Source organism: Segatella sp. (assembly GCF_977051555.1).
The window spans coordinates 24,612-50,005 of record NZ_CDRSSE010000021.1 but is presented as its reverse complement, the minus strand read 5'-3'; the positions used below and the strand labels follow the sequence as shown (position 1 = coordinate 50,005).

Genomic DNA, 25,394 nt, shown 5'->3' with positions numbered 1-25,394 from the left:
CTCGAATGGCATCCAAAATAGGAACCGCCGTATGCGGAACCGCACGTACGGTGGTGTGGGAGGTCGGTAAGTGTGAAAATAGGAGGCAAATGCCTTTTGTGATTAGCATTTACCTCCTACCCGATTCGTTTTCAGGCAGCTGAGACTGCTTTCAGGCTGCTAAAACCATTTCAGGCAGCTGAGACGTCTGTCTTAACTCCTTAACTCCTAATCAGAAATCTAGAGCCCTCTAGCCTTGTAAATGCGGTCTTTGGCGTCGTTGATCTCCTGGAATTTCTTCTCGGCTGCACGGCGCACATCTTCGCCCAGCGCTGCTACCTTGTCAGGATGATGCTTGAGCGCCATCTTGCGGTATGCGGCCTTCACCTCATCGTTTGAGGCATCAGGACTGATGCCCAGAACACGGTAGGCATCATCCAGGCTGCCGGTTGAAGAAGCCCCGCTCTCCAGGTTCAGCATCTGGTCTACATCCTCGGCAGAAAGACCCATGTGGATGGCCATCTCCTTGAGTGCCTGAATCTCCTGGGGATTCACAACTCCATCGGCCTGGGCTATCATGACGAGGAAATTGAGCAACTGCAGGCGCTGCTCATACATCATGTTGGCACGTATCTGGTGGCAGCTGTCCTGTATCACCGAACGGTACTGCTGCATGCCCATCTGCTTCTGCTGTTCGAAGAGTTTGAGGAGAATTTCCTCGCCCTGCTGCTTGGCTGCCTCGCCGAAATTCTGATGCAGGAAGCGGCGCACCATCTCCATCTCAGAATGCATAATCTTGCCATCTGCATTGATGATGTAGGAGCTGAGCACCAGCAGCGAAAACATGAAGGAGTTTCGCTCTCCCTCATAGCTCTGCTGGCGGCTGTAGCCCTGGTTGCCGAAGCCCTGGCGGCCGTTGTGCTGCTGGCCGCTGTAGGCATCGTAGGCGTTGTTGTAATGGTGGTCGCTGTCGCGGTTTACCGCATCCAGTCCGTGCTCAAAGAGGGAACCGAGGGCATAGCCTGCCAGGGCTCCCAGCGGACCGGCTGTGATGAAACCGAGCACACCACCAATCCATTTACCTGCTGCCATCTTTTAGTTGTTGAAATAGTAGAGGAAAGAAGCGATGCCTGAGAGGGCTGGCTTGCGCTGACCTTCTATTTCGATGTCAAACTTGATGCTGGTCTTGCAGATGCCACGGATGTTCTGGATGTCGTGGAGAGTGGCTACCAGGCGCACGCGTGAACCGGTGATGACTGGCTGACCGAACTTCATCTTGTCCATGCCGTAGTTTACGAGCATCTTGAGGTTGTTTACCTCGATAATCTGCTGCCAGAGGTATGGGAGTACTGAGAGGGTGAGGTAACCGTGAGCAATGGTGCTGTGGTAAGGGCTCTCTACCTTGGCGCGCTCTACGTCTACGTGGATCCACTGTGGGTCGAGTGTAGCGTCTGCGAACTTGTTGATACGGTCCTGGTCAATCTGCAACCAGTCTGATTCTCCTAACTTCTCACCGAGGTGAGATGCAAATTCCTCGTAGGAATTGATTACTAATTTTGCCATTTCTTATTTTTCTCTTTATTATAAATATTATTGTTTTCTATTTTCCGTCTTCCGCTTCCAGCTTTCAACTATTAACTCAAATCAGTCTCTTCTGAAAATATCGCGGGTGTAAACCTTTTCTTCCACATCATCCAGACATTTGTCATACCGGTTGGCGATGATGGCCTGGCTCTGCTGCTTGAAGGCATCCAGGTTGTTTACGATGCGGCTTCCGAAGAAGGTGGTTCCGTCTTTCAGCGTAGGTTCGTAGATGATAACCTGCGCGCCCTTTGCCTTGATGCGCTTCATCACGCCCTGTATGCTGCTCTGGCGGAAGTTGTCGCTGTTGCTCTTCATCGTGAGGCGGTATACACCGATGGTGCAAGGCTTCTCTTCCTCCTCGCTGAAGTTGTTCTGGTTGGCATAATCGTAGTAGCCAGCCATGTTCAGCACGCGGTCGGCGATGAAATCCTTGCGGGTGCGGTTGCTCTCCACAATCGCCTGAATCAGGTTCTCAGGCACATCGGCATAGTTGGCGAGCAGCTGCTTGGTATCTTTCGGCAGACAGTAGCCGCCGTATCCGAAGGAAGGGTTGTTGTAGAAGGTGCCGATGCGAGGGTCCAGACCCACTCCGTCGATAATCGCCTTGGTGTCGAGACCCTTCATTTCGGCGTAGGTATCCAGCTCGTTGAAGTAGCTCACGCGCAGGGCGAGGTAGGTGTTGGCGAAGAGTTTCACGGCTTCTGCCTCGGTAAGTCCCATGAACAGGGTTTCTATGTCTTGCTTGATGGCTCCCTCTTTCAGCAGTTCTGCAAAGGTGCGGGCTGCCTGGTCCAGTCGCTCGTCATCGTTCGGTCTGCCCACGATGATGCGGCTCGGGTAGAGGTTGTCGTAGAGTGCCTTGCTCTCGCGCAGAAATTCAGGAGCGAAGATGATGTTCTTGCTGCCTGTCTTCTGGCGGATGCTTTCGGTGTAGCCTACCGGAATGGTGCTCTTGATGACCATGATGGCATCGGGATTCACCTGCATCACCAGACGGATGACTTCTTCTACGTGCGAGGTGTCGAAGTAGTTTTTCACCGGATCATAGTTAGTTGGTGTGGCAATCACTACGAAGTCGGCATCCTTATAGGCTTCTTCTCCATCGGTTGTGGCTTTGAGGTTGAGTTCCTTTTCAGCCAGATATTTCTCTATGTATTCGTCTTGGATAGGCGAGCGGCGCGAGTTGATGCGCTCCACCTTTTCGGGTACCACGTCTACTGCCACCACCTCATGATGCTGGCTCAGCAGGGTAGCGATGCTCAGGCCTACATATCCTGTACCGGCTACGGCGATTTTTATCTTTTTATTCTCCATTTCTTTCTGTTCTTTTAGGCAGTCTATACCTTAATATATATATTAGTTGCAAAGATAATGCAAAAGGAGGAGACTACAAAATGAAAATGGGTTTTTTATTAAAAAATAACGCGAGAAAGAGGATGGGGAGAGAAAGGAGGCAGGAAAAGGAGTGCTCAACAAGGCCTCCAAAATTTGCGAATTCTAAAACGGATGGCCGGTTGGGCGGAAATTCGCAAATTTTGAAGGCTGGGGAAACTCTGTTTAAAAACTTCCGGACTGGCCCCGATGCTCTCATAATGTCAATAAATCGGAATAATCAGGAATGGTCTCTAAAAATACATATTTTTTACTTTCATAATCCATCTTGCAGATGTAATGCTCCAGCCCGTTGCTCACCACCAGGAAGTCGACGTGGAGCAGAAGATTGTAGACCGAAATCTGGTCGAATACTTTCTGCGTGATAGGGATATGAGGGGCCTTGTACTCGATAATCATGCGGGGCTGGAGCTCACGGGAGTAGAGCACACTGTCGGCGCGCAGCACCTTGTCGCCACATTTCAGCTGGATTTCGTTGGCGAGCAGCGAGGCTGGATACCCCTTGTGCTCGATGAGAAAATGAACGAAATGCTGGCGCACCCACTCTTCGGGAGTGAGCGTGATGAACTTCCGGCGCAGCACATCCAGTATCTGGGGATGCTGTTTTGAGCCCGAAATCTTAATGTCGAAAGAAGGCAAATTTAAACGAATCATTTTTCTATACCTTATTATATATATGGTTATGTTTCTTTCTTTTCTGTTTTCGATATGGCTTCTTTTCTTCTTTTAACCATACCTCGTTTTCAAAAACTACCTCTTTTATATAGGCAGTTCAATTTATTTTTTGTAACTTTGCAGTCGAAGTGCAGCTGAAAACTGCACCTCAGAAAACTGCGAACCTGGAGGCGGAGCAAATGCTTGTCTGCACCCCCGGAGTTTGCTGGGTGCAAAGTTACAAAAAATAATCCAATGGTAGAAAAGAAAAGTGCAATAAGTTACGAGTCAATCATGAAAGATTTGAAGGCTCGGAAGTATTCTCCCGTCTATGTTCTGATGGGCGAGGAACCTTTTTATATAGATAAGATCTGCGACTACATTTCAGAAAATGTGCTCCAGCCCGAGGAGCGTGACTTCAATCAGACGGTGGTTTTCGGAGCTGATGTTACGGGTGCGCAAGTGGCAGATTTGTGCAAGGGCTACCCGATGATGGCGGAGTATAGAGTGGTGGTTGTGAAAGAGGCTCAGAATTTGCGGAATTTGGAAGCGCTCGAGAAGTACCTCGAAAATCCGGTAAAAACAACCATCCTTGTTTTCTGTCATAAAAACGGCAAGCTCGACAGTCGTAAAAAGTTTTCTGCTCTCGCTGCCAAGGCGGGTGTGGTTTTTGAAAGCAAGAAGCTCTACGACCGAAATCTGCCGGGCTTCATCGAGACTTATCTCAAGACCCGCAAGGCGACCATAGAACCCAAAGCTACCCAGATGGTGGCTGATCATGTGGGAGCAGATTTGCACCGACTCACTTCCGAGCTCGACAAACTGCTCATTTCTCTTCCTGAGAACGACCGGCGTGTTACTCCGGAGATTGTGGAGCGAGAAATAGGGGTGAGCAAAGACTTCAATGCCTTCGAGCTGAGAAGTGCCATCGTCAGCCGCGATGTGTTCAAGGCAAATCAGATAATAAATTATTTTGACAACAATCCGAAGAGCGGTTCTCTCTTTACGCTTCTCCCGATGCTCTTTACTTATTTCCAAAACCTGATGATTGCTTATTATGCACCCAACAGGCAGAACGAAAATGAGCTCGCAAAATTCCTGGATTTGCGCTCAGCTTGGGCTGCGCGCGAATATATTACAGGAATGAGGAACTATACGGGCGTGAAAGTGATGGCGATTATTGAGAAGTTTAAGGAGGTGGATGCGAAGATAAAGGGACTGGATAATCCATCCACTCCGGTGGGTGAACTGATGAAAGAACTCATCTTTTTTATCCTTCACTGATGCTGATGAGCGAGGTGGGGGAGAGTAGGCGAGCTCCTGCTGAGAGTTTTCTCTTGGCAGGAGCTCGTTTCCGTTTTCGCCCTTCTTTGCCGCCTGTTTCCAGAAAGCAGTCAACTAGCGTTTAGCATTATAAATTTGCCCGAAATAGGCGATTTTTGGCTCTTTTGGGGGCGCTTACCTGGCCTCATTTTTGGCGATTTTTGGGCAAAAATGGGAGATTTAAGCGATTTTTTGAGCTAGATGCCTATTTTTCGGTTTTGTCTGAAAATAGACTTAACTTTATTGGTTATCAGTAACTTAGCTAAATTAACCCTCTTCATTACTCGCGAATTTGCCCGTTTTCTTGCCGGTGGGCTTGAAAACGCTAGAAATGGAAAAATTTGCCATTTCCCGTTGTCTGAAATTTGGTGTTTGCATTTGTTAAGGTTTACGTTTCCTAAGTTTATGTTTTTAAATCCATAAATCAAAATGGGTGATTTTGATTTATAAATATAAATGCAAGAAAACTAAATACACGAATTTATGTTTTATATTTATAAAAATAAAGGTAAAACAGAGTGTTTATGGTTATGAATGAATAAATATTCATACTGTATTTTGAATTTGTAAATGTCGAAAACTCAGTTAGTTATGTGTTTTAGTTGTTTTATAAACCATAGACTTTTACATAGGTGTGGGGTAAACATTGCATAAATCGCTCTATATGCCTTTATTTGGGTGGTTTATGGTATGAATAACCAGTGATTTAGCCTAAATCTATAAAGAAAAGGTTCGTCATATATTTTGATTGATTGGTTTATATTTATAAAACTAAATCTAAAAACCGAACACTGGAGTGAGTAGAATTCGAATTTATAAACAGAAACCTAAAGTTTAAAAATCTAAATTTATTCAGAAATATTTGGTTATTCTAAATTTTTGCTTTATCTTTGTAAAATCAACCGAAAAAGGGCCCAAAAGTGGCTTGTTCGGAAATAAAACATCGTATCAGTAGAAAAATGAACGCTAAAAATTTTAGAGCATGAAAGATAGAATCAGACAGCTGATGGAGGACCAACACCTCACTCAGCAAAATTTCGCTCAGATGATCGGAATCTCGACCGCTACGCTGAGCAATATTTTCAACGGGAAGACCAATCCATCGCTTAGCATTGTGGATGGCATCCATAAGAGTTTTCCTCAGGTAAACGTTTATTGGGTACTCTACGGTACTCCTCCTATGTATCAGAACCAGGCTTCCCAGGGTGGCGGCGAAGAGGGTGCTGCAGACATGTATCAGGGCATTACGGATGGAGCAGCCGGTGGTGCTGAGGGGATGAAGCAGGGCAGTCAGCCTTCTGGAGCCGCCTCTGCCGAGCCTATGCTCGATTTTGGAGCCGAAGGAGCCGCAGCCTCCCCTACTTCTCCTTCGCTCTTTGACCAGCCTCAAATGCAAGGTGTAAATCGTACACCTAAAAATGTCGCCCAAGCGGCGGTAAAATATGTAGACAAACCGCAAAGAAAGATTACTGAAATCCGTATTTTCTACGATGATCAGACCTGGGAAACCTTCGTTCCTAAGAAATAAAGTAGGGATTGGAGAACCCTAAAACAAACACATAGGAGCGGCGATAAAGAAAAAATATTTCTTTTCTTTTCGTAAATTCGGATTTTTGATGTACCTTTGCATCGTAGAAAACGTAAGTGGGCGTAACTGGAAGCTACGCGTACCTATTATAATATACGTACATTATATAATAAGCATATTAAAAATTAGCAATAAGATGAAAAAATATGTTCTCGACCTGAAGGTGGTTTCTGTAGAGGCGCTTAGCGATAAGCACGTTTTGATTAAGCTTACCGATGAGAAACCTTTGCCTGAAATCTTGCCTGGCCAATTCGTAGAAGTAAGAGTAGACCATTCGCCTACTACCATGCTTCGCCGTCCTATCTCTATCAATTTCGTGGATCGTGAAAATAATCAGCTCTGGTTGCTCGTAGCAATGGTGGGCGATGGTACCCGTCAGCTCGGACAGCTCAAGACGGGCGATGTGCTCAACTGTATGCTGCCTCTCGGCAACGGCTTCACCATGCCTACCGGGAAGAGCCAGAAATATCTGCTCGTAGGTGGTGGCGTAGGTGTGGCTCCGCTCCTCTATTTCGGAAAACTCATCAAGGATTTCGGGGCTGAAGTTACCTTCCTGCTGGGTGCACGCAAGGCTACAGATCTGCTCGAACTGGATGAGTTTGCCAAGATCGGAAAGGTATGTATCACTACTGAGGATGGATCGGCTGGCGAGGTAGGTTTCGTTACCAACCACTCTGTTCTGGAGAACGAGAAGTTTGATATGATTTCTACCTGCGGACCTAAGCCGATGATGGTGAGCGTGGCTCGCTTTGCCAAGAAGGCTGGCGTGGAGTGTGAGGTTTCTCTTGAGAACAAGATGGCGTGCGGTGTGGGCGCTTGCCTCTGCTGCGTAGAGAAAACTACCGAGGGTAACCAGTGCGTCTGCAAGGATGGACCTGTCATCAATATCAAGAAACTTACTTGGGAAATTTAAGTGAAGAGTGAAGAATTCGTTGGAAACGAAGAACGAAGAGTGAAGAACGGAGAATTCTCTTGTCTTTGTTTGTAAAAACATTTTTAAGTAAAACAGAAGATTATGGCTGATTTAAGTGTAAAGATAAATGATTTGGAGTTGAAGAACCCTGTGATGACTGCATCGGGTACTTTCGGCTACGGATTGGAGTTTGCCGATTTCGTTCCTCTGGAGGAGATTGGCGGTATTATCGTGAAGGGCACTACTCTGGAACCGCGCGAGGGAAACGACTATCCGCGTATGGCCGAAACGCCTCAGGGCATGCTCAACTGCGTAGGTTTGCAGAACAAGGGTGTGGAGTATTTCTGCTCTCACATTTATCCTCAGATCAAGGACATTGATACCAATATGATTGTCAACGTGAGCGGACATTCGCCTGAGAGTTATGCCGAGTGTGCGGCGCGCATCAACGAGCTGGATAAGATTCCTGCCATAGAGCTGAACATCTCCTGTCCTAACGTGAAGGATGGCGGCATGGCCTTCGGTGTAACCTGCGAGGGTGCTGCCAGCGTGGTGAAGGCGGTGAGAAAGGTTTATAAGAAGACTCTCATCGTGAAGCTTTCGCCTAATGTTACCAGCATTGCCGACATCGCCCGTGCCGTGGAGGCTGAGGGTGCCGATTCTGTTTCGCTCATCAATACGCTGATGGGTATGGCGGTGGATATTGAGAAGCGCCAGCCTCTCTTGAGCATCCGCACGGGTGGTTTGAGCGGTCCTTGCGTTAAGCCTGTTGCCCTGCGCATGGTTTGGGATGTAGCTCATGCCGTAAACATTCCGGTTGTTGGTCTGGGTGGCATTTCTTCTGCCAAGGACGCCATTGAGTTCCTGATGTGCGGTGCTACGGCCATTGAGATTGGTACAGCCAACTTCATTGATCCTGCGGTTACGAAGAAGGTGAAGGATGGAATCAACGAGTGGCTTGATGCTCACGGATGCAAGAGTGTGACTGAGATTATCGGGGCCATCAAGTAAATTACACCTTATTATAATAAGGAGTGGCTTATACCTTGACGCCCTGTTTTAGGGCGTCAAGTGGGTTAACTCATTGATATACAATAGAGTAACTTTTTGTAAAAATATAAGGTTATGGATTTGAATCAGATAAACCCTGTTCTGATGCTGGCAACGCTGACTCAGCAGATTGTAGAGCAGGAGAAAGAATTGGCTGCTAAGAAGGATTCTGCGGAACAGGAGACTTCTGCGGAACACTCGTCTGTAAAAGCCTCTCTGAGCGAGAATCTCCTGAAGCGCGGCAATCTGCTGATGCAGATGGGCGACAAGGATGGTGCCGGAAAGGACATGAAGCGCTACCTGGAGCTGAACCCGGAGAAAGTAGGGGAGCTGACAGGAGAATTCAAGGCCGAAGGCAGAGAACATTGCAGATAATAGGAAAGAGCCGCCTAGCTTTTGGGGACATTTTTTTGCATTTTTCCGCGTCCTGATGATAAAAATCGGGCAAAAACATGTTTTTTAGCATAAAATATAAGGAAAATGAAGAAAAATATATCAAGTTGTTTGGCAGTGTCAAAGAAAAATGTTACTTTTGCAAACGAGTTGAGATTTTAGCAAGTTGAGACTCGAAAAAACTGAGCACTGCCTGCTCCTTATAATATATAAAGAGGTGTAAGGAAGAGTTCGGAATTCTGAGCACAGACAAGCTCCTTATATGAAAAGGGCTAGGCTCGGAAAGAACAAAAGTGAGTAACATATAAAATGTAAAGACAATGAAGAAGTTTAACGCATTCTTTTTTAGCTATTACTTTTACTTTGCAAATAATTGTAAAGCGGGAAGTTGCGTGTAAATTTCAACTTAGGATATTAGATTCTTGAAATCATCGAAACGGTCCCGCTCTTATAGAGTTGGACCGTTTTTCGTAACAATAGACAAGATAAAAGAAACATGAAGAGAATAGCAATTCAAGGAGAGCTGGGATCTTTCCACGACATTACTGCCCACCAGTATTTCGAGGGCGAACAGATAGAACTTATCTGTTGTGCTACCTTCGAAGAGGTGTTTGAAAACATCAAGCGCGACCCTACCGTGGTAGGCATCTGCGCCATAGAGAACACCATTGCGGGCAGCCTGCTCCACAATTACGAACTGCTCAGACAGAGCGGAACCACCGTGGTAGGCGAGCACAAACTCCACATAGAGCACAGTATCTGCTGTCTGCCGGAAGATGACTGGAGCACCCTGCAGGAAGTTCACTCCCATCCGGTAGCCCTGATGCAGTGCGGCAAGTTCCTGGCAAACCACCCAGGCCTCAAGGCTGTGGAGGCAGAAGATACCGCAGGCTCGGCAGCTTACATCGCCCAGCACAAGGTGAAGGGGTGGGCAGCCATCTGCTCTTCTTATGCCGCCCACATGTACGGCATGAAGGTGCTGCAGGAAGACATTCACGACAATCCGCACAACTACACCCGATTCCTCGTGGTCTGCAATCCGCAGAAGGCAGCCCTGCTCCGACCTATTGAGAAGGCCAACAAGGCAAGTATCGTGTTCAGCCTCTCACATGATAAGGGATCGCTCTCCAAGGTGCTCACCATCCTGAGTTTCTACGACATCAATCTCACCAAGATACAGTCGCTGCCAAACATCGGACATGAATGGGAATACCTCTTCTATGTAGATCTCACCTTCGACAACCTCACCCGATACCGCCAGAGCATCGACGCCATTACACCACTCGTGAAGAAGATAAAGGTGTTGGGCGAATATGAGGAGAAGGAGTAGGGATTTTTCAATGTTAAATGTTAAGTGTTAAATGTTAACTTGTTAGCAGTAAGCTTGGCATTTGACATGATGAAGATTCCGAAAGAGTAACTTAACATTCAACATTTAACATTCAACATTATAGATAATTATGATACAACCAGCCAATAGAGTAACGGAAATACAGGAATACTACTTCAGCCGCAAACTGAAGGAAGTGGCTAAACTTAATGCCGAGGGCAAGGACATCATCAGTCTGGCCATCGGAAGTCCGGATATGCCGCCTTCTAAGCAGACCATAGACAAGCTCTGCGAGGTAGCCAACAATCCAAACGCACACGGATATCAGCCTACGGTGGGCATACCAGAGTTGCGCAAAGCAATGGCTGGTTTCTATAAGCGCTGGTATGATGTAGACCTCGACTGGGCTACTGAAATCCAGCCCCTCATAGGTAGCAAGGAAGGCATCCTGCACGTAACGCTCGCCTTCTGCAACCCTGGCGACGAGGTGCTCATCCCGAATCCGGGATACCCTACCTATACCGCCATCAACAAGATTCTGGGCACCAAGATTACCTACTACGACCTGAGAGAAGATAACGGATGGCAGCCCGATTTCGACGCGCTGGAGAAGATGGACCTGAGTCGCGTAAAGCTGATGTGGACCAATTATCCTAACATGCCGACAGGCGGTGTGGCGAAACGCGAAACCTACGAAAAGCTGGTAGCATTCGCCCGGAAGCACAACATCGTGGTAGTAAACGACAACCCATATTCGCTCATCCTCAACGAGCATCCGATGAGTATCATGCAGGTGCCGGGAGCCAAGGACTGCTGCATCGAGTTCAATTCGCTGAGCAAGAGCCACAACATGCCGGGCTGGCGTGTAGCGATGATTTCGAGCAACAAGACCTTCATCTCATGGATTCTGAAGGTGAAGAGCAACATAGATAACGGAAGCTTCCGCGGTATACAGTTGGCAGCTGCCGAGGCGATGCTGAACAATACGGATGAATGGCACCGCGAGAACAATATCCAGAACTACCGCCGACGCCGCGACATTGCCGAGGAGATTATGAAGGTGCTCGGATGCGAGTTTGACCCTAACCAGGTGGGCATGTTCCTTTGGGGCAAGATACCTGAGAAATATGCCGATGTAGAAGACCTGACAGAGAAGGTGCTGCATGAGGCACGCGTCTTTATCACCCCTGGCTTCATCTTCGGAACCAACGGCAAGCGATACATCCGTATCAGCCTCTGTGCCAAGGATGAGAAGATGAAAGAGGCCCTGGAGAGAATCAAGAAGGTTTTTGAAAGGTAAAAGGCCTTTGAAAGGTAAAAAGGTAAAAGGGTAAAAAGGTAAAAAAGCCTTAGCACCTTTGAAAGGAGGTAAAAAAGAGCCTTTTCCCCTTTCCGTCCCCGTTCCCAGCGATTCCATCGCTGGTCCCCAAAGAGAAAGAAAAAAGTAAAAATTAAAAATATACGACTATGGAATTAGAATTAGAACCATTGAATTTTCCTAGTGATCAGGAACGCCCTTGCGTCATTGCCGGCCCTTGCTCGGCAGAGACAGAAGAGCAGGTTATGACTACCGCTAAGCAGTTGGCTGCCAAGGGTTGCCACATGTTCCGCGCCGGTGTGTGGAAGCCACGCACCAAACCGGGAGGCTTCGAGGGTAACGGCGAAACAGCTTTGCCTTGGATGAAGCAGGTGAAGGAAGAAACAGGCATGCTGACAGCTACTGAGGTGGCTACCCCAGAGCATGTAGAGCTCGCACTGAAATATGGAATCGACATTCTGTGGGTAGGCGCACGTACATCTGCCAACCCATTCGCCATGCAGGCACTTGCCGACAGTCTTCAGGGCGTAGATGTGCCTGTGCTCGTCAAGAACCCGGTAAACCCAGACCTCGAACTCTGGATTGGCGCCCTGCAGCGTATCAACCAGGCAGGCATCAAGAAACTCGGTGCTATCCACCGCGGTTTCTCCAGCTTCGATAAGAAGATTTACCGCAACCTTCCTATGTGGCAGATTCCTATTGAGTTGCACCGCCGCATACCACAGTTGCCAATCATCTGCGACCCTAGCCACATCGGTGGCCGTCGCGATCTCATCGCCCCTCTCTGCCAGCAGGCAATGGACTTAGGTTTCGATGGCCTCATCGTTGAGAGCCACTGCAGCCCAGACGATGCATGGAGCGATGCCAAGCAGCAGGTTACTCCAGAGGTGCTGGATTACATCCTCAGCCTCCTCGTAGTGCGCGATGAGCATTATTCTACAGAGGGTCTGCATCAGCTGCGCGGTCAGATTGACGAGTGCGACAACCAGCTGATGGATCTCCTGGCTAAGCGTATGCGCGTTTGCCGCGAGATTGGTACCTACAAGAAGGAGCACAACATGACCATCGTTCAGACCAACCGTTACAACGAGATTCTCGACAAGCGTGGTGCCCAGGCAGCTCTCTGCGGCATGAGCCCTGAGTTTGCCGCTCAGATTTTCGAGCACATCCATGAGGAGAGTGTCCGTCAGCAGTTGGAAATCCTGAACCAGAAGTAAAAGGAAACTGGCGATGAGAATATTGATTATGGGAGCAGGTAAGATGGGAAGTTTCTTCATCGACCTGCTCAGCTTCGACCACGAGGTGGCGGTTTTCGAGAAGGATGCCAAGCGACTGCGCTTCACCTACAACTGTTACCGCTTCACCAAGATGGAAGAGATAGAGATGTTCCGTCCCGAATTGGTCATCAATGCGGTGACGGTGAAATATACGCTGCCAGCCTTCGAAGAGGTGCTGCCACATCTCTCTCACGACTGCATCATCAGCGATATTGCTTCGGTAAAGACCGGACTGCAGGAGTTTTACGAGAAGAGCGGTTTCCGCTTCGTGAGTACGCACCCTATGTTCGGCCCAACCTTTGCCAATCTGAACCAGCTTTCAGAGGAGAATGCGGTCATCATCAAAGAGGGTGACTACATGGGCAAGATATTCTTCAAGGACCTCTACCAGAAGTTGGGATTGAGTCTGCATGAGTATACGTTTGATGAGCACGACCAGACGGTGGCTTATTCGCTGAGTATTCCTTTCGTGAGCACCTTTGCCTTTGCGGCAGTGATGAAGCACCAGGATGCTCCGGGCACCACCTTCAAACGCCATATGCAGATAGCCAAGGGCGTGCTCAACGAAGATGATTACCTGCTGCAGGAAATCCTCTTTAACCCATACACATCGGGTCAGGTGGCACAGATCAGAGAGGAGCTTGCTGAGCTCATCGATATCATCGACCACAAGGATGCGAAGCGTATGAAACTCTTCCTCACCAAGATTCGCAATCATGTGAAGGAAGATATTGAGATTAAAGAAAAATAAGATTGTTAAATTTAAGGGGGGCTTATATTATTTCCCCCCATCCGTAAATTTGCAGGTTTTGCATGTGAATGTAGAACTTACGTTATTTAAGATAGATTAAAGATTAAAGGTCTTGCATGTGAATGTAGGGCCTTTTTTTGTATATAATAAGGAAAAAAGGGGGCAAAATGAAAATATGTAAGGAGATTGGGGCGATTTATGAAATATTATTTGTACCTTTGCACCCACAAATCAAAGGATAGATTGTAGAATCAATAAAACAGGAGAGCAGTTCTATTATGAGTGAACAGAAAGAAATGAAAAATATGAAGAATGCTGCAGAGGCACAGACCGCTGGGCAGAATACAACAGAAACAATAGTGAAGCAGACGGAAACTGCTGATGCTGCAAAGCAGAATGATGCTGCAGAACAGCAGACAGATGCTGCTGCTTTTCAGGTAGTGAACGAGGGCTTTTCAACCCACGAAGCTATTGAAGAGGCTAAACGCTGCCTCCACTGCAAGATTCCGCAGTGCAAGAAGGGATGCCCGATTGGTAACGACATTCCTGATTTCGTACACGAACTCTCTATGGGTAACATGGGTGCAGCGATGAGCATCATCAATGCCAAGAGCAATCTGCCTGCCATCTGCGGTAGAGTATGCCCTCATGAGAAACAGTGTCAGGGTAACTGTGTGCTCGGAAAGAAGGGAAAACCGGTACAGATCGGTAAGCTGGAGCAGTTTATTGCCGACTTTGATACCAAGATGAATCTCTCGCGCGAGAAACTGCCACAGAAAACACGTGGTCGTGTGGCTGTCATCGGTTCGGGTCCTGCGGGCTTGACCGTAGCCGGAGATCTGGCGCGTCAGGGCTTCAACGTCACAATTTTCGAGGGGCAGGCTGAGCCGGGAGGCGTACTGATGTACGGTATTCCTGAGTATCGCTTGCCTAAGTCGGTAGTGCGCGATGAGGTGGCTAAGATTGCTGCCCTCGGTGTGCAGTTTATCACCAACTGCATGGTGGGCGAGAACAATGTAACCATCGACAGTCTGTTCCGTGCAGGCTACGACGCCATCTTTATGGGCACAGGTACCAGCGTGCCTCAGAATATGGACTCTACACCGGGCTCCAAACTGCATGGCGTGAGCCAGAGTACTTACTTCTTGCACAACGTAAATGCCTATAACGAAGGCGCTTTGACCCGCGACATGGTTCCTCTGCGCGACGGCGAGAAGGTGGGTGTCATTGGTGGTGGAAACGTGGCCATGGATGCTGCCCGTACCGCTATCCGTCTGGGTGCCGACGTAACCGTGTTGTACCGTAAGACCCAGGAAGAGATGCCAGCCATCCAAAGTGAATATGAGGATGCTGTGAAGGAAGGCGTGAAATTTGAGTGGAAAACTACCGTGGAGGCCTTCCTGAAGGGCAAAAACGGTCGTCTCGGAAGCTGTGTACTGAACACTCCTGAGGGAGAAAAAGTAGAAAAATTCGACAGAATCTATCTCGCCATCGGTTCAAGACCAGCCAACCGTATCGTTTCTACCACTGCCGGAATCGAGGTGGATGAGAAGGGATATGTAAAAGTTGTTGAACGTCCGTTCGGTATGACTACCCGTCGCGGTGTGTTCGCCGGAGGTGATGTGGTACACCGTCCGCAAACTGTAGTTCTGGCAATGAAGGCTGCCAAGGAAGTGGCTCAGGGCATCGCTCAGTATGTAGATGCCATCAAGCTTCTTGAAGAGGCTAAGAGAATCGAGCAGCGCGGAATAGTAGAATAATTACATGAATTCAATAGAATAAGTGAATTATTTCTGTAGTAAAGAAACGGATTCTACAGGGAGTTGTCACTAGGCTCGGCAGATGTGCTGACTGCAGTCGGCAGACCTGCTGACTAGGCTCAGCAGAGCTGCTGAGCCTAGGGGTAATATCTGAGAAGCTATGTGCTTTGACTTAAAAAGCTATATGTTTTGACTTAAAAAGCTATATGTTTTGACTTAAAAAGCTATATGCTTTGACTCAAAAAACTATATGTTTTGACTTAAAAAGCAGTGTGTGCTTACTTATAAAAATATTTCTTAGTTTAAAAACCGTATCTTTCCTTTGAATGATACTATATAAATAGACCAACTGTTATAGACGCTTAATTTTTTTACATTACTCTTTAAATGAACTTAAACTTCTTGGGAAATTTAAAGAAATATCAGATTTAATCATTACTTTTGTATCAGATTCATATATAGTAAGAATAAGTAATTTGTCTGGTACAAAGATAAAGATATAAATCAGAGAAAAAGCATGAAGCGTATCATATTGATTTTAACAGTATTGCTTGCCATATTAGGGCAGGTAGCCTATGCGCAGAAAACTTGTGTTATCGCATCGGCAGAAAATCATGTGCCTATTCGTGAAGCACTTATTCATACCAATAACAATCATTGGGCAAGAACAGATTATCGGGGCTATTGGACGATGCGCTATCAGTTTGACTCGGCAACCGTATCGAAACCAGGTTTTATGAAGGCAACTATCCGGTACAAGGAACTGCCGGATACTCTGTTTCTTTTGCCGGATGCCAAACAATTAGGCGAAGTGACTGTTTGGGGTAAGAATCAGGAAGGCATTAAAAATATGGAAGAGGATATACAGGAGAGGATAAACTCTGTGCCAACTTCATCTGCGGGCATCGGTTTTGATGCTTTCGGCTGGATGGATAAACAGGGGAAACGTGATAGAAAGCATCTGCAACAGGCTAAAAAGGTATTTGAAAAAATGGAACATAAGGATCCGGTTGTAGCTGCTTATGAAAAAGCAACGGGGAAGAAGTATGAATTGACTAATCCGTATGATGTCTCGGCTTTAAAGAAAGATCCTACATCTGAAATGGCTACAGTAGAAGAAAAAGCAACTTCTGGTGCTGAATCAATATCGAAAAAGAATCCGGATAAATAAGCACAAGAGGAAACTGAAGAAATGAGCTCGGGAAAGACAGGGCGAAAGCAATTTTAGCCAACTGGATAAAAAAAAGCATAAACAACTTGGCTTTCTCGAAAAAAAGTCGTATCTTTGTAGCCAAAAAATATAAAGAAAGAAAAATGTTTGAAAATTTAAGTGATAGACTGGAACGCTCATTCAAAATATTGAAGGGCGAGGGAAAAATTACAGAAATCAACGTGGCGGAAACCATGAAGGATGTGCGCCGTGCACTCCTCGACGCCGACGTAAACTATAAAGTAGCTAAGGAATTCACCAATAAGGTGAAGGAGAAAGCACTCGGCATGAATGTGCTCACAGCCGTGAAGCCGGGACAGCTGATGATTAAACTGGTTCACGATGAGCTGGCAGAACTCATGGGCGGTGAAGAAGCCCCATTGAAGCTCGAAGGTCATCCGGCAATCATCCTCATGAGCGGTCTGCAGGGTTCGGGTAAGACTACCTTCAGCGGTAAGCTTGCCAACATGCTCAAGACCAAGCGCGGCAAGAAACCATTGCTCGTAGCCTGCGACGTTTACCGTCCGGCAGCTATCCAGCAGCTCCATGTAGTGGGTGAGCAGGTAGGTGTTCCGGTTTACAGCGAGCTAGAGAACAAGGATGTGCTCAGCATCGCCGATCACGCCATCCAGCAGGCTAAGACCAACGGCAACGATGTTGTAATCGTCGATACAGCGGGACGTCTCGCCATTGATGAGCAGATGATGAACGAGATCAGTAATCTCAAGAATCATCTCCGTCCAGACGAAACCCTCTTCGTGGTTGACTCCATGACCGGTCAGGACGCCGTAAATACAGCCAAGGAATTTAATGACCGCCTCGACTTCAACGGCGTTGTTCTCACCAAACTCGACGGTGATACCCGCGGTGGTGCTGCCCTCAGTATCCGTACCGTGGTAACCAAGCCAATCAAGTTTATCGGTACCGGTGAGAAGATGGAGGCCATTGATGTATTCCATCCAGCCCGTATGGCAGACCGAATTCTCGGCATGGGTGACGTGGTATCCCTCGTAGAGCGCGCACAGGAGCAGTTCGACCTGGAAGAGGCCAAGAAACTGGAGAAGAAGATCAGAAAGAACCAGTTCGACTTCAACGATTTCTACAACCAGATCCAGCAGATCAAGAAGATGGGTAACATCAAGGATCTCGCAGCGATGATTCCGGGTGTAGGTAAGGCTATCCGCGACGTAGACATCCCTGAGGATGCATTCAAGGGCGTAGAGGCCATCATCCAGAGTATGACCCCTAAGGAGCGCACTAACCCAGCCATCCTCAATACATCACGCCGCCAGCGCATTGCCAAGGGTTCGGGCACCAACATCCAGGAGGTGAACAAACTCATCAAGCAGTTTGACCAGACCCGCAAGATGATGCAGATGATGACCGGCAACAAGATGGCGCAGATGATGAGCCGCATGAAGGGTATGCCAGGCATGCCTAAGATGCCGGGAATGTAAGAAGTGAAGAGTGAAGAACGAAGAGTGAAGAATTCATATGTTCTGCAACTTAACATTTAACATTGAACATTTAACATTAAAACAGAATAAAATGCAGCTTATAGACGGAAAGGCGACGGCAGCCGCCATCAAGGAACAGATAGCCCAGGAGGTGGCACAGATTGTGGCCGCCGGTGGCAAGCAGCCACATCTGGTAGCCGTGCTCGTAGGGCACGACGGAGGCAGCGAAACCTATGTGAAGAACAAGGTGCTGGCCTGCGAGAAGTGTGGATTCAAGTCGACCCTCATCCGTTATGAGGAGGATGTTACCGAAGAAGAGCTCCTGCAGTGTGTTGACAAGCTGAACCAGGATGATGATGTTGACGGATTCATCGTTCAGCTTCCTCTGCCTAAGCACATCGATGAGCAGAAGGTAACCATGGCAATTGATTACCGCAAGGACGTAGACGGATTCCACCCGGTAAACGTGGGCAGAATGGCGCTCGGTATGCCTTGCTTCATCTCAGCCACTCCGCTCGGTATCCTCACCCTGCTGCAGCATTATAATATAGAAACCAGTGGCAAGAAATGCGTCATTCTGGGCAGAAGCAACATCGTAGGCAAGCCAATGGCTCAACTGATGATGCAGAAGCAGTATGGCGATGCCACCGTCACCGTATGCCACTCCCATTCCAAGGATTTGAAGAAGGAGTGTCAGGAGGCGGATATCATCATCGCAGCCATCGGCCGTCCTGATTTCGTGACAGCTGATATGGTGAAGCCGGGAGCTGTAGTCATTGATGTGGGTACCACCCGCGTGCCTGATGCTACGAAGAAGAGTGGTTTCCGCCTGAATGGTGATGTGAAATTCGACGAGGTGGCAGAGAAGTGTTCCTTCATCACTCCTGTTCCGGGAGGCGTTGGTCCGATGACCATCTGTTCGCTGATGAAGAATACGCTGGCTGCCGGCAAGAAGGAATATTACAACTAAAAGAAGATTCCGGCTTTTAGGGACTGGTATTCTAGGGAAGATAATTATTCAGAAAAAAGCAGTGTTAAAATCACTGCATACTTGATTTTTTATAACTCTCTAATTTGTGGGGCAGGGCGCAGTGATGCACCCTGCCTTTTTATCACCGTTTCGGCGGATTTGCAACCGCTAAAATGATCGGCGGGAGAAATGCAAGAAAACTCAAAACAGAAACAAACATTTAATCTAAAAATAGAAACATGATAAAACTTAAGTACGTATTTACATCAGCGCTGCTCGTGGCAGCTGCCAGCGGCATTCAGGCTGGCAGTAAGCAACTAGCCGTGCAGACCGACAAGGATGCCCCTGCATACACCATACAGGGCAAGGATTCCATCTGCCAGATATTCATCTATTCGCCAGCACCCAACCAGGGCTTGCATCTGGCTTATTTCACCGATGACGAGCGTTGGATTGACGTAGGACAGCTCTGCGCCAGCGACTACGGTCCGTGGGGTGCAGAAAAGAAGATGTACAACCCCTTCGTGGTAAAAGCTAACGACGGCACATGGCGCGCACTCTGGAGCGTGAACCAGCATTCACCGCAGTTTGCCGTTGCCTATTCAGAAGACCTCATCACCTGGCGTCCGCAGGATTATCCTATCATCCGCGAAAAAGGCGTGAAGGATGTGGCTGCCTATCAGATGGATGACGGCAACTTCGATATCTATCTCAAGACATCCAAGGGCAAGCGATACGTACAGGCAAGCAACGATTTCCGCATCTTCAAGGAGGATACACTGGAAGCTTCTGCTGACGATATACTTTGGCAGCGCGACACCGCAACCATCGGCGGAAAACTTTTCCAGGGCTGCGATTTCGAGGTGCCTGCCGTGCATCTCAACTACATCCGCTCCTGGTTCCATGCCCTCTCAGAAGAGGCAAAACTCAATGGACAGCCGATGCCGAAGACCGATGCCGACCTCGCAGCTTATGCCAAGGACAACCACATCGACCTGCCGAAAGATTCGGAAATCCCTGCCAACCTCAGCATCAATCCACAGAAATCTCATCGCATCTCCAATAAGCTTATGGGCATCTTCTTCGAAGACATCAGCCGCGCTGCCGATGGAGGACTCTGTGCAGAAATGTTGCAGAACGGCGATTTCGAATATAACATGGAAGATCACCGCCACCAGTGGAATGCCACCACAGCTTGGGTGGGCGTGGAGAAAGAGGGCATTGCTACCGAAAACGGGGTGAGCCGGAACAATCCACATTACGCCGTTCTGGGCACTACACCTATTTATAATATAGGCTGGGACGGCATCGTCATCCGTCGGGGAGCTGCCATTGAGGGCAAGGAGGGCAAGCATCAGCCTGCCATCTACGAGGTGAGTCTGCACGCCCGATGCATCGACGCCAAGAAGAAAGACCTCACCCTAGCGCTCGTAAACCAGGAGGGATTGCCGGTATGCCAGACCAAGATTAAGGTGCAGGGAACTGACTGGAAGGAATATAAGGCGCAGCTCATCGTGACCGATAAATATGAGGGCGAACTCGCCAGCGAAGCCACCACCAAGGAGGGCAAACTGGGCAAGAACATCCGCTTCGCCATCCTGCCTAAGGGCGAGCAGAAAGTTGCGGTAGATTTGGTAAGTCTCAAACCACAAGATACTTACAAGGGTCATGGATTACGGAAAGACCTTGCCGAAGCCATTGCCGACCTGAAGCCTCGCTTCGTGCGCTTCCCGGGTGGCTGCATGCTCCACGGACAGGGACTCAAGAACATCTACCACTGGAAGGAGAGCGTGGGACCGCAGAAAGACCGTAAGCCAGCTTACAATATTTGGGGCTATCATCAGACCCGCCAGCTGGGATTCTATGAATATTTCCAGTGGTGCGAGGATATGGGAGCCGAGCCGTTGCCGGTATTGGCGGCAGGTGTTCCTTGCCAGAACTCTGTGGCTGATGAGCGCGGAGTGGCTGGTCAGCAGGGCGGAATCCCGATGAGCGAGATGCCGCAGTACATCCAGGATGTGCTGGACCTGGTAGAGTGGGCGAATGGTGACCCTGCCACTTCAAAATGGGCGAAGATGCGAGCTGATGCAGGTCATCCGGCTCCGTTCAACCTTAAGATGATAGGCATCGGCAACGAAGACCTTATCTCTACCGATTTTGAGCAGCGCTACCTGATGATCTGCAAGGCTGTGAAGCAGAAATATCCTCAGCTTGAGGTGGTGGGCACCGTAGGTCCGTTCCACTTCCCGTCTTCTGACTATATTGAGGGTTGGAAGATTGCTCGCGAAAACAAGCGCTGGATTGATGCCGTAGACGAGCATTATTACGAGCAGCCGGGCTGGTTCCTGAACCATCAGGATTATTACGACCATTACGACCGCAAGGCTCCTAAGGTTTATCTGGGCGAATATGCATCCCGCGGTGCCAATGCGGTAGACAATGCGCTGGCTGAGGGCATCCACCTCTGCAATGTGGAGCGCAACGGCGATGTGGTAGAAATGACATCCTATGCTCCTCTCTTGTGTAAGGACGGATACAGCAACTGGCAGCCGGACATGATTTACTTTGATAATAATAATGTACGCGCGAGCGAGAGCTACAAGATGCAGAAGATGTTCGGTCAGCATGCCGGCGACCTCTACATCTCATCCGTGCTCAGTCTGCCGGATGCGCTGAAGAAATATGTGGGCACCAGTGTGGTGAAGAATTCTAAATCGGGCAAAACCTGGCTTAAAGTGGTGAATGCCTTGCCTCGCACGCTGAAACTCTCGGTTTCTGGCTTGGGCAACAAGCAGGTAACCATCGCAGGCAGAAGCGCTCAGGTTTTTGAACTTTAGCTTTCTTCAGAAGATGTTTTCTGATAGAAACGGATAGAACCAATAATGGCTCAGATTATTCATTTTGAGTAAAATAGAATGGAGAAATAGAATATTAAAATGTTCTTTTTCTCCATTTTTTATGTTTTACAGCATAAAATATGGCCAAAAATTTGGTAGTTAATAATTTTTTTTATTATTTTGCACCTTGAAAATGAAGTTTTAAGTAATTTATATAAAATCAAATTTTAGAGAGAAAATGAAAAAGTTAGTATTAATGTTTGCTGCTGCCGTTATGGCAGTATCTGCATCTGCTCAGACTACACAGGAGAGCAAGTTCTTAGACAATTGGTATCTTGGTGTAAACGTTGGAGCAGCTACAAAGACTACTCACAATGCATGGTTCAAGAACGTAAACCCATCAGTAGGTGTACGTCTCGGAAAGTGGTTTACTCCAGTTTGGGGTGCTGCAGTAGAGGCTGACCTCTATGCTCGTAACCGCAACCTGCCTTATACACACAAGACTTTGGTTCGTGGTGCAAGCGGTAAGTTCATTGGTACAATCAATGCAACAAACCTCTTCTTGGGTTACAAGGGCGAACCACGTAAATTCGAAATCATCCCATTGGCAGGCATCGGTGGTTACCACTCTTTCAACCTTCATAATGGCAACCTCAATGCCCTCACAGCTAACGCAGGTGTTGACTTCGCATTCAACCTCGGCGCAAACAAGGCTTGGCAGGTATATGTAGAGCCATCTATGAATTGGTTCCTTCACGACAACAAGAGTGCTTGCAATGGTTGCCAGTTTGATGTTAACAAGTCTGCTTTCCAGGTTAAGGTGGGTGTTAACTACAAGTTCAAGGGTTCTAACAACTCTCACAACTTCACTATCGTAACTCCACGCGACCAGAACGAGATTGATGGTTTGAATGGTCAGATCAACAACCTCCGCAACGACTTGAATAGCAAGGATTCTGAACTCGCAGCTAAGGACAAGCAGATCAAGGATCTCCAGAATGCGCTCAATGAGTGCCAGAAGGCTCCTAAGTATGTAAAGCCAGCTACTGCTACCAATTTGCAGCCAACAGTATTGTTTACTGTAGGTAAGTCAAAAGTAGAGCGTAGCCAGATGCCAAACATCGAGATGATTGCTCAGTATATGAAGAATCATCCAGATGCTAAGGTTGAAATCAAGGGTTATGCATCTCCAGAGGGTTCTAAGGAACTTAACCAGAAACTTTCTGAGGCTCGTGCCAATGCTGTAAAGAACATTCTCGTTAAGACTTACAAGATTAGCGCAGATCGTCTTCAGGCTAAGGGTATGGGTGCTACTGACAAGCTCTTCAAGCAGGTTGAGTTCAACCGTGTTGCTACATTCAATGATAACAATGCAGCTGAATAATGAAATAAGTAGTTTCAGATATTTGGTCTTGTGACCAGGTCCTCCCAAACTTCGGTTTAGGAGGATTTTTTTTTCTTCTTTTCTTTCTTACATGTCTGGCAGTCTCGCTTTATACTTTTTCGTCAGGTAATCTTAATAAGATAAGAGTTCGGTGTGGTTAATAAGCTCTTTCTTATTTTTTTTTTTGCACAAAATCAGTAGAAATGAGTATCGGTCGTGATAAATTGTAAGCATTTTATTTGTTTTTCTAACAAAAATACGAAGTTTTGTGAAATTTTATACGAAATTAGTTGGCTATTACATAAAATCTCTGTATCTTTGCAGGCAAATTATAACAAATGGGCTCGAAAGAGCCCTTTTAAGCAAGGAAATAAAAGAAAAAAAAGATATGAAACATCCATTAAGAAGTAGCGTCTGCACTGAAGGCAGAAGAATGGCAGGTGCCCGAGCACTCTGGGTAGCTGCAGGTATGAAACACGAGCAGTTTGGTAAACCAATCATTGCTATCGTGAACAGCTTTACTCAGTTTGTGCCAGGTCATACCCATCTTCATGAAATCGGTCAGATCGTCAAGAAGGAAATCGAAGCTATGGGGTGCTACGCAGCCGAATTCAACACCATCGCCGTTGACGACGGTATCGCAATGGGACACGACGGAATGCTCTATTCCCTCCCAAGCCGTGACATCATTGCCGACTCTGTAGAATACATGGTCAATGCTCACAAGGCCGACGCCATGATCTGCATCTCAAACTGCGACAAGGTAACCCCAGGTATGCTCATGGCATCTATGCGACTGAACATTCCTACCGTGTTCTGCTCAGGTGGACCTATGGAAGCCGGACGCTGGAAGGGTGAGAACGCCGACTTGATTACAGCTATGATTAAGGGTGCTGATACAAGCGTTTCTGACGAGGAGATGACGCAGATTGAGCAGTGCGCCTGCCCAGGTTGCGGTAGCTGCTCAGGTATGTTTACCGCCAACTCAATGAACTCACTCACCGAGGCCATCGGTCTGAGCTTGCCAGGCAACGGAACCATTCTTGCTACCCACAAAAACCGCATCCAACTTTTTAAAGATGCAGCACGCCAGATAGTTAAGAACGCTTATGCATATTATGAGGACGGCGACGAGAGCGTATTGCCACGCAATATAGCTACCCGCGACGCATTCCTCAACGCCATGACCCTGGACATCGCCATGGGCGGAAGCACCAACACCGTGCTCCACTTGCTGGCAGTAGCTCAGGAAGCTGGCGCAGACTTCAAGATGGAAGACATCGACCAATTGAGCCGCAAGGTGCCTTGCCTCTGCAAGTTGAGCCCTAATACCCAGAAATACAGTGTGCAGGAGTGCAACCGCGCAGGTGGTATCCTCGGTATCCTGAACGAGCTGAACAAGGGCGGTCTGATCAACGGCGCCGTAAAGCGTGTTGACGGCAAGACACTCGATGAGCAGATGAAGAAATACGACATTACCGGCACTGAGATTGATGCCGAGGCTGACAGAATCTACCACTCAGCACCGGGCAGAAAGTTCTCTACCCAGATGGGTAGCCAGGACGCTCAGTGGGAGAGTCTAGACACCGACCGCGCCGAGGGTTGTATCCGCGACCTTGAGCATGCTTACACTAAAGATGGTGGATTGGCAGTGCTCTTCGGCAATATCGCCCAGAACGGTTGCGTAGTGAAGACTGCAGGTGTAGACCCAGTGCTCTGGCATTTTGAGGGTCCGGCCGTATGCTTTGATTCTCAGGAAGATGCATGCGAAGGCATCCTCGACGGCAAGGTTAATTCAGGCGACTGCGTAGTCATTACCCACGAGGGTCCAAAGGGTGGCCCTGGTATGCAGGAGATGCTCTACCCAACCTCTTACATCAAGAGCCGTCACTTGGGTAAGGAGTGTGCGCTCATCACCGACGGCCGCTTCTCAGGCGGTACATCAGGCTTGAGCATCGGTCACATCAGTCCTGAGGCTGCAGCAGGTGGTAACATCGGCAAGATTAAGGATGGCGACATCATCGTCATTGATATCCCTAGCCGCTCCATCAATGTGAAACTCTCTGACGAGGAACTCGCAGCACGTCCACAGCAGCCGCTGAAGCGCAACCGCGTGGTTAGCAAGGCACTGCGCGCTTATGCCCAGAGCGTAAGTTCGGCAGATAAGGGCGGTGTGAGAATCATCGACTAGTCTTCGAGAGTCTTTGAAAAGACAGTTTTTCGA

At 48.0% G+C, this 25,394-nt stretch carries 20 protein-coding genes; 16 read left to right on the top strand and 4 right to left on the bottom strand.

The genetic code is table 11. From position 1 onward, the window contains the following. Positions 1–219: 219 nt before the first annotated feature. From ACWJAO_RS06915 to ACWJAO_RS06900, 4 genes are all read right to left on the bottom strand, one after another. Positions 220–1,071 carry a TerB family tellurite resistance protein gene (locus ACWJAO_RS06915; protein ID WP_449139720.1) on the bottom strand — a complete coding sequence of 284 codons (852 nt, stop codon included), beginning with the start codon at positions 1,069–1,071 and terminating at the stop codon, positions 220–222. Positions 1,072–1,074: 3 nt separating this feature from the next. Further along, a complete protein-coding gene (locus tag ACWJAO_RS06910) occupies positions 1,075–1,542 on the bottom strand; it encodes a MaoC family dehydratase (RefSeq protein ID WP_006847353.1) in 468 nt (155 codons plus the stop codon). 81 nt (positions 1,543–1,623) lie between these two features. Further along, on the bottom strand, positions 1,624–2,877 hold the full coding sequence (locus ACWJAO_RS06905; RefSeq protein ID WP_449139719.1) for a nucleotide sugar dehydrogenase: 1,254 nt from the start codon (positions 2,875–2,877) through the stop codon (positions 1,624–1,626). Between the two features lie 273 nt (positions 2,878–3,150). Continuing rightward, entirely contained in the window at positions 3,151–3,609 is a 459-nt protein-coding gene (locus tag ACWJAO_RS06900; protein ID WP_296080226.1) for a type I restriction enzyme HsdR N-terminal domain-containing protein, read from the bottom strand. Positions 3,610–3,864: 255 nt separating this feature from the next. On the opposite strand from ACWJAO_RS06900, the gene holA reads away from it, so the two are divergent. The 16 genes from holA to ilvD all read left to right on the top strand — a co-directional run bounded on the left by holA (position 3,865) and on the right by ilvD (position 25,361). Next, complete coding sequence (holA, locus tag ACWJAO_RS06895; RefSeq protein ID WP_449139718.1) at positions 3,865–4,893, top strand: DNA polymerase III subunit delta; 1,029 nt, start codon at positions 3,865–3,867, stop codon at positions 4,891–4,893. Positions 4,894–5,914: 1,021 nt separating this feature from the next. Then, positions 5,915–6,460 (top strand): helix-turn-helix transcriptional regulator, encoded by a 546-nt coding sequence (locus tag ACWJAO_RS06890; protein WP_449139717.1) that lies wholly within the window; start codon positions 5,915–5,917, stop codon positions 6,458–6,460. Positions 6,461–6,656: 196 nt separating this feature from the next. Continuing rightward, the gene (locus ACWJAO_RS06885; RefSeq protein WP_449139716.1) at positions 6,657–7,433 is read left to right on the top strand and encodes a dihydroorotate dehydrogenase electron transfer subunit; all 777 of its coding nucleotides are present in this window, start codon (positions 6,657–6,659) and stop codon (positions 7,431–7,433) included. A 102-nt stretch (positions 7,434–7,535) separates the two neighbouring features. Then, complete coding sequence (locus ACWJAO_RS06880; RefSeq protein WP_287797485.1) at positions 7,536–8,444, top strand: dihydroorotate dehydrogenase; 909 nt, start codon at positions 7,536–7,538, stop codon at positions 8,442–8,444. Positions 8,445–8,558: 114 nt separating this feature from the next. Further along, entirely contained in the window at positions 8,559–8,858 is a 300-nt protein-coding gene (locus ACWJAO_RS06875) for a hypothetical protein (protein ID WP_449139715.1), read from the top strand. Between the two features lie 514 nt (positions 8,859–9,372). Beyond that, entirely contained in the window at positions 9,373–10,206 is an 834-nt protein-coding gene (locus ACWJAO_RS06870; RefSeq protein WP_449139714.1) for a prephenate dehydratase, read from the top strand. Positions 10,207–10,336: 130 nt separating this feature from the next. Beyond that, positions 10,337–11,506, top strand: a complete 1,170-nt coding sequence (locus ACWJAO_RS06865) for a pyridoxal phosphate-dependent aminotransferase (RefSeq protein WP_449139713.1) — start codon at positions 10,337–10,339, stop codon at positions 11,504–11,506. 167 nt (positions 11,507–11,673) lie between these two features. Further along, positions 11,674–12,741 (top strand): bifunctional 3-deoxy-7-phosphoheptulonate synthase/chorismate mutase type II, encoded by a 1,068-nt coding sequence (locus ACWJAO_RS06860; protein ID WP_118085840.1) that lies wholly within the window; start codon positions 11,674–11,676, stop codon positions 12,739–12,741. Positions 12,742–12,754: 13 nt separating this feature from the next. After that, the gene (locus ACWJAO_RS06855) at positions 12,755–13,552 is read left to right on the top strand and encodes a prephenate dehydrogenase/arogenate dehydrogenase family protein (protein WP_449139712.1); all 798 of its coding nucleotides are present in this window, start codon (positions 12,755–12,757) and stop codon (positions 13,550–13,552) included. A 296-nt stretch (positions 13,553–13,848) separates the two neighbouring features. Then, a complete protein-coding gene (locus ACWJAO_RS06850; RefSeq protein ID WP_449139711.1) occupies positions 13,849–15,312 on the top strand; it encodes an NAD(P)-dependent oxidoreductase in 1,464 nt (487 codons plus the stop codon). Between the two features lie 517 nt (positions 15,313–15,829). Then, positions 15,830–16,483, top strand: a complete 654-nt coding sequence (locus ACWJAO_RS06845; protein ID WP_449139710.1) for a hypothetical protein — start codon at positions 15,830–15,832, stop codon at positions 16,481–16,483. A gap of 143 nt (positions 16,484–16,626) precedes the next feature. After that, positions 16,627–17,979: a signal recognition particle protein gene (ffh, locus tag ACWJAO_RS06840; protein ID WP_449139709.1), complete on the top strand. Its 1,353-nt coding sequence runs from the start codon at positions 16,627–16,629 to the stop codon at positions 17,977–17,979. Positions 17,980–18,070: 91 nt separating this feature from the next. After that, positions 18,071–18,949, top strand: a complete 879-nt coding sequence (gene folD, locus ACWJAO_RS06835; protein WP_449139708.1) for a bifunctional methylenetetrahydrofolate dehydrogenase/methenyltetrahydrofolate cyclohydrolase FolD — start codon at positions 18,071–18,073, stop codon at positions 18,947–18,949. Between the two features lie 239 nt (positions 18,950–19,188). Beyond that, positions 19,189–21,786, top strand: a complete 2,598-nt coding sequence (locus ACWJAO_RS06830) for an alpha-L-arabinofuranosidase C-terminal domain-containing protein (RefSeq protein WP_449139707.1) — start codon at positions 19,189–19,191, stop codon at positions 21,784–21,786. Between the two features lie 238 nt (positions 21,787–22,024). Beyond that, on the top strand, positions 22,025–23,170 hold the full coding sequence (locus ACWJAO_RS06825) for an OmpA family protein (protein WP_449139706.1): 1,146 nt from the start codon (positions 22,025–22,027) through the stop codon (positions 23,168–23,170). 388 nt (positions 23,171–23,558) lie between these two features. Then, positions 23,559–25,361 carry a dihydroxy-acid dehydratase gene (gene ilvD / locus ACWJAO_RS06820; RefSeq protein ID WP_449139705.1) on the top strand — a complete coding sequence of 601 codons (1,803 nt, stop codon included), beginning with the start codon at positions 23,559–23,561 and terminating at the stop codon, positions 25,359–25,361. Positions 25,362–25,394 lie beyond the last annotated feature (33 nt).